Here is a 5,779-nt window from a genome sequence, read left to right on the forward strand (position 1 = left end):
CCTGAGTCAGCTGGGCCGGCAGCTCCGCGAGCACCCGGGCGCGAAACTCCGCCTCTTCCCAATCCTTGTCAGCTGGAAAATTATCGGACATAACTTACTCAGTGCATGGATGCCGGATAGTCTCACCAATGGTGATTCAAATCGGCGTCCAGTCTCACATACCTTGAATCGGTTTCAGAAATGCGACACAGGCAAGCTATTGAAAACACATGGAACGCAGTCTCAAGAATTCCGGCAGACCGACAGGATTTTCTGGAAAATGCCCACAGAGGACGAAAGGTCGACGTCATCAAACTCTGGTGCGTTTAGTATCGCTCAGAACGGCGACAGCGATCAAGAGAAAAGCGACAGCATCGCGCTGCCCTCCCATGTCGCGGGGTCCGGCAGCCTTGATCGCCTGGTCGACACCGCCCGCGACTATGCCCGCGCTGCAGCGTCCGACAACACGTTGACAGCCTACGCGAAGGATTGGGCGCATTTCACGCGCTGGTGCCGGATGAAAGGCATCGAGCCTCTACCGCCGTCTCCCGAGATGATCGGGCTTTACCTCGCGGATCTGGCCGCTGGGTCAGGCCCCTCCCCTTCGCAGTCGGCGTCCCGACCCCTATCAGTCAGCACCATCGACCGCCGCCTCTCAGGCCTTGCGTGGAACTATGCGCAACGCGGCTTCACCCTCGAGCGCAAGAACCGTCACATCGCGACAGTGCTGGCCGGGATCAAGCGCAAGCACGCGCGTCCACCGGTGCAGAAGGAAGCGATCCTGGCCGAGGACATTCTCGCCATGATCGCCACCCTGCCCTACGACCTGCGCGGGCTGCGGGATCGGGCGATTCTACTCATCGGCTATGCTGGCGGGCTGCGCCGGTCCGAGATCGTCAGCCTCGACGTTCACAAGGACGACACGCCGGACTCGGGCGGCTGGATCGAGACCTTCGACAAAGGCGCCCTGCTCACCCTCAATGCCAAGACTGGCTGGCGTGAGGTCGAGATTGGCCGCGGGTCAACAGATCAGACCTGCCCCGTACATGCACTGGAACAATGGCTGCACTTTGCGAAGATCGACTTCGGTCCAGTCTTTGTCGGCACCTCGCGCGATGGCAAACGGGCATCCGAAACGCGGCTGAACGACAAGCATGTGGCCCGGCTGATCAAACGCACCGTCCTAGATGCCGGCATCCGTTCCGAGCTGCCAGAAAAGGAACGCCAGGCGCTATTCTCCGGGCACAGTCTGCGCGCAGGCCTCGCCAGTTCGGCTGAAGTCGACGAGCGCTACGTCCAGAAGCATCTGGGGCACGCCTCGGCCGAGATGACTCGTCGCTACCAGCGCCACCGTGATCGGTTCCGAGTGAACCTGACCAAGGCCGCCGGTCTCTGATCGCGAGCGCCGTCACGCCGCTTGCCCACTGAGCCTGCCATAGAAGCTGCGCTCGAGGTGCAGCTCCCCTGCCCCGGCTTTTTCGACCATACCCCGCAGATAGCCGCCCGGTGAAGAAACCTCGCCCGCGCAATGCTTCTCGAAAACAAGCGCCAGCGCCGCTGTCGCCACCTGTTTGCCGAGCCGTTCCTGCGCTACGTTCCAGGCATGCTCGGACACTCCGATCATCGGCCTGAGCTGCCCGGCAACCCGATGCAGATCGCCCCAGTCCTTCAGGAATCCGCCCATATTGCGCGCCCAGGACGCAAATTCAGGACAGGCCTGCATCACAGTGGGCAGATCCAGCGCCGCACGCTTCTTGCGCACCTCGGCAACCCACTCTTCCAGCTGAGCATTGGGCACCACGGCCGCGACTTCCTCATGTTCTGAGGAATTACTAGTTACAGGATTAAGTTGGTTTGTAATTAGTATATGAGGGTCAGAAATGACCTCCCTGGGGTTCGTTTTTTGAGGCTTCTTGAGAACTTGCTCCTTGGTTTCCGACGTGTTTTCTACAGGTTGGGCGGCCTCGGTTGCCTTGAGATAGGCAGCCTCGACACGCTCCTGAAGCTCTTTGAACCACGTCAAGAGCCGAGCAAGCTGCTCAGAAGCTTCATGGCGGCGCGGCAGCCGGTCCAGAAGCTCCTTGAAAAGGCTTGTGAACTGCGTCCAGGGCCCACGCAGCGCGCTGCTGACGGCCGCGTCGATCCGCGCGCGGATCATCCGGCGTGCCACCGTGATCTGACGCTTCAGGCGCTGGCAGAGCTCGCGTTCGGCCTGCAACTCGGCATGGAGCTCCTCGAACTCCTCGACGCGTGCCGACAGCGGCGACAGATCGAAGCCGTAGGCCTCGATGATGCGTCCATCGGCGTCCCTGCGGCCCCAACGCTTGCCGTTGGGGCTGTCCTGGAAGGAGATCACGCCGATCTCTGCCAGGCGTCGGGCATGGCGTTTCAGCGCAGAAAGCGAGAAACCCGTCTGTTCCATCAAGTAGGCGTTCGACGCCCAAACGATCGGGCGTTGCCCCTCCTCCCAGTCCTGGGCCTGGGTGAAGGCCCCGAGCGTGTCGAGGAGCATCATGTCTCCGGCCTTGAGGCCAATATATGCACCGACCCGCTTCACGGCGACGAACGCCCGCGTTTTGGGTACAGCTACTCGTTCACCGGCTTGGGCAAGCTGCTCTGCAATGCCAAGACCCGGTGTCGGCTTGCGCCAACCTGTATGTTTCATGCCTGTTTCTCACCTCCAGTTATGTGGAGGCAAAAGAAAGCCGTTCGCCAAAGTGGCGTTCTTGTTGACAGTGATTCGCGGGAGAGATATCCTCTAAGCGACCAAACTTTTCAGATTAGCTCTCAGGCCACGCTGCTTGGGGGCTTTTCTTTTGCCTAGATCATTGTTCTGACTGCTCCTCTTTCGTCGCGAGGAATTCGCTGTACAGCTGATCAAGCCGACCCGAGAGAAAGTCCCCGAACTCGGTTGAATCTTGTGCCGTAAGCGAAATGCTGAATGCCTTTCCGGAACGACCGACGACTCCCTTGATGCGGCCTTTGCCGGCAGTCCAGGTTCGTTTCTTGGGCATGGCACGCGTTTTTCGGCGCTTCGGCGCCCTGCCCGCTTCTGCCAGCTTGCTGTGCAGGAACTCAAAGCGAGCATCACTGTCGAGGTTCTGAAACCCGTCGAACTCCAAAGCTTCCTTGAGGATCTTGTCATTCGATGGTTCCGAAGCCAACTTCTTGAAGTCTTCCCAGCGATCACGCCCAATCTGCTTGGCTGGCCCGATCTGTTCGATGACGTGCCGAGGGACGTTCTGCGCCACTGACAGCATCCGTGAAAGCAACGTCCCATCGATGGTAAGGGCGGACTGGATCACGTCCTTTGCTTGCCCCATATCCAAGAGGCTCTTCGCAAATAGGGCCTTCTCAATAAAAGAGAGATCTGCGCGCGCAGTGTTTTCCTGCCCTTGAGCAAGAATGTGAGCCACATCGTCCATTGGTTTTACAACTGCGCGAACCTTACGGCCTAGCGCCGAAGCAACTCGCACACGGCGATGCCCGAAGACGATCATATAGCGGCCATCCGCTTCCGGATGCGGTCTAAGCAATACCGGCGTGTCCTGGCGACCTGCAGCGATCGATGCTTTCAGTTCGTCGAAAGCAACATCGTCATCACTAAGCCGATCCGAAACGAATGACACATCGATCAATTGCGGATCGATCTCGACAATGGTTTCGCCTTCAAGGAGACGCTTCGAGTTCTCCGCAAGGCTATCAATCGAAACCTTCATCGATTTCGAAGCACCGCGCATTGCGTATCCAGAGCGACCGGAATCCTTGGGCTGCTCCGGCGAGCCGGCCATAACGCTCTTTAGGAGGTCTTTGCGAGCCATCAAGCCATCTCCCTTTCGCCCGAATCCAACCGACGCGCAGCGCGCATTTCGACAGTTGCACGGCTGTCAAAACTGGCTCTCTGCACGGCTGTCAAAACCTTAGTCATTCACGCCCCCAAGCCTTGTGGATCAGTTCGGCGATTTCGTCGTTCACGTCATTCAAAGATGTCACTGCGCGGTCGTAAGTAGTCCGCACGAACTGAGACCGTTCAACTTCGTAAAGCGTCTGCTTGGTGATCCCGGCGTCGGAGATCGCCGTAGACTTCAGCACAGGAGCCGACAGCATCTGATTTGGGAACATCGCCTGGAGGAACCCAACCATCTGCTTTTGGGGACCGTCCGTTGGTTCAAATCGCGTTACGAGGTATCGGAACCACTTCAGGCGCATGTTCGCTCCAGCGTCACGGATCGTCTTCATGATCCCGCCCAGCATCAGGAGAAACTGGCTCATCGACATGACGTCCAGCATCTGAGGATGGACCGTCACAATGACTGAGGAAGAAGCCGTGAGAGCAGTGAGCGTGAGGTAGCCCAGCTGAGGAGGGCAATCGATCACAACCACGTCATAACGGTCATCAACCTCGCTAAGCGCCTTCGATATACGAGTGAAGAAGGTGCGGCCCTCATGGGGATCGCTGCTCGTCAAAGCAACCGGGGTATCGTATTCGTATTCTTGAAGCTCGAGACTTGCCGGAACGATATCTAGGTTGGGAAAGTTTGTTGGCCGGATCACCTCTGAGATCGGCTTGCGCTCGTCATCATACCGAAGTGTTTCGTAGAGCGAAGGCACGTCGTCGAGTTCAGGCTGAATGCCATGCAAAGCTGTGAGCGAGGCTTGAGGGTCCAAGTCGATCGCAAGAACTCGATGCCCCTTCAGCGCCAAGTGCTGCGCGAGGTGGGCGGCGGTAGTGGTCTTTCCGGAACCCCCTTTGAAGTTCACGACAGACACGACGTGCAGTTCTTCGCCAGGCTGCCGATAGGGGACATAACGGCGTTTACCGGGGCGGCCATGCTTGTCGAGATAAGCTCTCAGTTCGAGCATTTGTTCAGCTGAATAGCTACGTCTCCCCGACGACGAAGTTTCCGGATCGGGGCCCTTACCTTCGAGGTGGAGCTTCTTGATTGTCGACTGCGTGACACCGAGGTAGTAGGCGACCTCTGCTAGGGAAAACTGACGTAGACCTTTTTGAGCGTCCGGAGGATACTGTTCTTGCCGCAACATGTTGAGGCGATCAGATATCAGCTCCCCCTGCTGGAGGATGATCTCGTCGAAGGGTTGATCCTTCGTATCAGCCTCAAAAGACCTTTCTCGCATCTGCCCGCCCTCTAAATATCGCTTTTTCAGCGAATTCGCTCTTTAAAGTGTCATCTACACGGAAAATCGAGTCTTAACAACGTTTATTGCTCGGCTGTTCGGCCTCACCTCAGTCGCCAGCGAGTCTAGAGGCCACAACAAACCATGGCGACAACCCTAGATCGCAGCCCAACATATAGATTCAACGGGGTTCTTAGCCACGCGAGATGAGACCGTGGTTCCGTGCCAACGTAGTCATATCTAACTGTTATATTTGTATTTTTTCGCTCTGCACGGCTGTCAAATGGCTGCCTACCCAGATCGTCAATGCCGGTCCCAGTTACGAAGGCACTCATGCTCCGCTTTTACTTTGCAAGGTTGAATACCACTCAGATCTAACTTCATTTACTTCGTTTAGTGAGCGGCGCGAAAGCTTTTCAACGCGTAAGTCGACCGTATCAGTGGCAAGCGAAAAATGAGAATCGGCCGGGTTGCCCCGGCCGATTCTTTTCGTCACGCCGCGTCTTTTGGCCCCCAAGGGATGACGGCCTGCAGGGACAGATCGTCCTGGTTGGCGGCCTTGCCGAGGTTCGCGTTGAAGCCGTGGTCGCGGATGGTCAGCGTGTAGTAGTCGGCGCCGGTCTTTTTGATCCGCGAGGAATGGCCCGCAGGGTCAGGGGAAAAA

Annotated in this window: 4 protein-coding genes; 1 reads left to right on the forward strand and 3 read right to left on the reverse strand. The window is 57.6% G+C overall.

The genetic code is table 11. The features are described 5' to 3' along the window. The first annotated feature begins 259 nt into the window (after positions 1 to 259). Complete coding sequence (locus C8029_RS20700) at positions 260 to 1,375, forward strand: tyrosine-type recombinase/integrase (RefSeq protein WP_074646803.1); 1,116 nt, start codon at positions 260 to 262, stop codon at positions 1,373 to 1,375. 12 nt (positions 1,376 to 1,387) lie between these two features. On the opposite strand, the gene repC is transcribed toward C8029_RS20700, so the two are convergent. The 3 genes from repC to repA all read right to left on the reverse strand — a co-directional run bounded on the left by repC (position 1,388) and on the right by repA (position 5,115). Then, positions 1,388 to 2,644, reverse strand: a complete 1,257-nt coding sequence (repC, locus tag C8029_RS20705; RefSeq protein ID WP_074646805.1) for a plasmid replication protein RepC — start codon at positions 2,642 to 2,644, stop codon at positions 1,388 to 1,390. 160 nt (positions 2,645 to 2,804) lie between these two features. Next, entirely contained in the window at positions 2,805 to 3,800 is a 996-nt protein-coding gene (repB, locus tag C8029_RS20710; RefSeq protein ID WP_074646807.1) for a plasmid partitioning protein RepB, read from the reverse strand. 103 nt (positions 3,801 to 3,903) lie between these two features. Further along, a complete protein-coding gene (gene repA / locus C8029_RS20715) occupies positions 3,904 to 5,115 on the reverse strand; it encodes a plasmid partitioning protein RepA (protein WP_074646809.1) in 1,212 nt (403 codons plus the stop codon). Positions 5,116 to 5,779: the final 664 nt, after the last annotated feature.

The organism is Roseobacter sp. TSBP12, from assembly GCF_009129705.1.
In the GTDB taxonomy this organism is placed as follows: domain Bacteria; phylum Pseudomonadota; class Alphaproteobacteria; order Rhodobacterales; family Rhodobacteraceae; genus Celeribacter; species Celeribacter baekdonensis_A.